Annotated in this window: 3 protein-coding genes and 2 pseudogenes; 1 reads left to right on the forward strand and 4 read right to left on the reverse strand. The window is 47.8% G+C overall.

Annotated features, from left to right (window positions below):
- Positions 1 to 808, reverse strand: a pseudogene (locus A9587_RS24055) (RHS repeat protein); the annotation flags it as partial.
- On the opposite strand from A9587_RS24055, the gene A9587_RS24060 reads away from it, so the two are divergent.
- A complete protein-coding gene (locus tag A9587_RS24060; protein WP_105264083.1) occupies positions 783 to 995 on the forward strand; it encodes a type I addiction module toxin, SymE family in 213 nt (70 codons plus the stop codon). The pseudogene A9587_RS24055 and the gene A9587_RS24060 overlap by 26 nt on opposite strands.
- 62 nt (positions 996 to 1,057) lie before the next feature.
- Here the strand turns inward: A9587_RS24060 and A9587_RS24065 are convergent, their stop codons facing one another.
- The 3 genes and pseudogenes from A9587_RS24065 to A9587_RS25370 all read right to left on the reverse strand — a co-directional run.
- Positions 1,058 to 1,546: an SMI1/KNR4 family protein gene (locus A9587_RS24065; RefSeq protein ID WP_105264082.1), complete on the reverse strand. Its 489-nt coding sequence runs from the start codon at positions 1,544 to 1,546 to the stop codon at positions 1,058 to 1,060.
- A gap of 9 nt (positions 1,547 to 1,555) precedes the next feature.
- Positions 1,556 to 1,852 carry a hypothetical protein gene (locus tag A9587_RS25365; protein WP_192807620.1) on the reverse strand — a complete coding sequence of 99 codons (297 nt, stop codon included), beginning with the start codon at positions 1,850 to 1,852 and terminating at the stop codon, positions 1,556 to 1,558.
- 86 nt (positions 1,853 to 1,938) lie between these two features.
- Positions 1,939 to 2,148 (reverse strand): annotated as a pseudogene (locus tag A9587_RS25370) (RHS repeat-associated core domain-containing protein); the annotation flags it as partial.

Below are 2,148 nucleotides of genomic sequence, written 5' to 3' on the forward strand. Positions count from 1 at the left end.
GGTAACGGTCACGCCCGTAGCCCGGCAGGCGGTTGTCCATCACCGCTCCCTGATATTCATCCGTCAGCAGGTTGCCTGCTTTGTCGTAATAATAATGGTCATGGTCGTACATCTGCCCCGTACGACCGGTCAGCCAGCCGCTCCGGTCATAGCTGAACACCAGGCAGCCACGCAGTTTGTCGTTAATGCCGCTGACTTCACCGTCTGCGTTCCAGATGTAATCCCGCCCCGTCACGCTGTCGTTCTGCGCCGGAAGCTTACCGGCCTGCTGCGGATTCTGGCTGCCGCCAGGCAGGCTGCGCTGCCAGCTTAACCGGTTGTCGGCGTTGTAGCCGCTGAACGTCGTCAGCGCCCCCTGCGTGCGCATCACCTGGCGGTGCAGGCTGTCACGCTCATATTCACTGACCGTAATACCGTCCAGCGCCGTCTGGAGCAGATGCCCGCTGCCGTAATAGAGATGGCTGAGGTGCTGCCCGTCCGGCAGGGTAATATCGGTGGGGTTGCCCAGCGCGTCGCGCTGATATTTTATGCTGCCGTGTACGCTGTGCTCTGCCGTCAGCCACCCGCTGCGGTCATACGCGAAGCGCACCCTGTCCGCCTGCATGTGGTGCAGACGCTCACCTTCTTCCGTGGGGGTGAGCGTCACCTCCGTTATCTGGTCAAGACGGTTGTAGCTGAAGGTCCGTGTACTGTGCTGCGTGTCACTGCGCAGCAGGCGGCCCAGCACATCACGCTGCTGTTTCTCATTGCGCACCCCGCCTTCTGTACCCTGCGTCTGGGTGATGACCGGATACCCGCCCGCATTCAGCGCCAAATGGCTGAGGGAAGCGGGATTTGAGATCGGCACGGGTGTCATCGTGAAGATCCCGGAAGGGTGCCTGATCCTGCTTGCGGATAGCAACGAAGTACAGAAACTGCGCAGGGAACTGTATCAGGTTAAACAGGCTGTTAAGGGGATGCGGGACGGGATGTTTAGTGTGCTGAACGAGAGTTAAATAATAAAAAAGCCGGGAAGATTTAATTTCTTACCCGGCTTACCATAACAATTTTAACTTAATTAATCATAAGCATCGCCGTAATTTTCATCTTTCCAATAAATATATTGACCACCTGAGCTATATAATTTATTCAATAATTCTGTAAAACTCATTGCAATAATTGGACAACTACCTACAACGCCATGTATCTCATAATTGCTATCATAACAGCGTCCATTTCTTTCTGTAGAAAAATCAATGGATAAATAATCGTTATTATCGGTCCTACAAATTAAGTACCATGAAGATGATATATCATCCTCACATGGCTCACCAACTATAAATTTATTGGCCTGTAATATTTCATTATTTTTCAAAATAGTGAAGGAAATTTCCTGTTCTTCAGAGCAGAACAATTTTATTCCATTACATATTTTGTAAAAACGAATAACATCATCAGGATATTTTAAATAATCATATGGTAACAAAGGTAAATTACCATCTGGTGGAATAACTTCACATCTGTTATCACTTTTTATCAAGTCAAGTAATTCATCAATGTCATTCATATTACCACCTTAAAAAATAACAGTATCAAACTTCCCAGAGTATATAAACTGGTTCAATGCCCGGTAATATGCTTCCCTACTGGCAACAGGAACATTTGCGGCATCAAACATTCGTTCAGTAAGATCTTTCATTTCTCTGCTACTTACTGTTGTCCAATCCACTTTCCCACCAACTCTTCTTCCGGTTTTCTGCTCTAACCAATCTCTATATACTTTTTTTGTTGCAGCATGATTAGTCTCGGATAATGCAATTGTTGGTGACTTTGAAGGATATTTCCCTCCATAAGATGGCACATTCTTAGACATCCAAATATCAAGCACACCATGATGGTTTTCTAAAGAGGAATTAATTGGTCGATAAGGAACAACATCAAACTCTTTAACTTCACCGCACTTAAGTCCAAGGGGATCTATCCACCCCAGCGGATTCGGCGCATACTGATAGAGGTTTATTCCGCCAAGCAGCCCTATCGGATCCTGGCTGATAAACCGCCCGCACTCCGGCGCATAATATCTGAACAGATTGTAATGCAGCCCCGTTTCTTCGTCAAAGTACTGCCCCGGCAGTCGCAGCGGCTGTTCAAAGTACGCCCCGCTGTTGC

This window comes from Escherichia sp. MOD1-EC6162, assembly GCF_002965125.1.
GTDB lineage: Bacteria > Pseudomonadota > Gammaproteobacteria > Enterobacterales > Enterobacteriaceae > Escherichia > Escherichia marmotae.

What these genes read in the sequence shown, in the direction of transcription:
- A9587_RS24065 (WP_105264082.1), bottom strand. Translation starts at nt 1,546, where the DNA reads ATGAATGACATTGATGAATTACTTGACTTGATAAAAAGTGATAACAGA.
- A9587_RS24060 (WP_105264083.1), top strand. Translation starts at nt 783, where the DNA reads ATGACCGGATACCCGCCCGCATTCAGCGCCAAATGGCTGAGGGAAGCG.
- A9587_RS25365 (WP_192807620.1), bottom strand. Translation starts at nt 1,852, where the DNA reads ATGTCTAAGAATGTGCCATCTTATGGAGGGAAATATCCTTCAAAGTCA.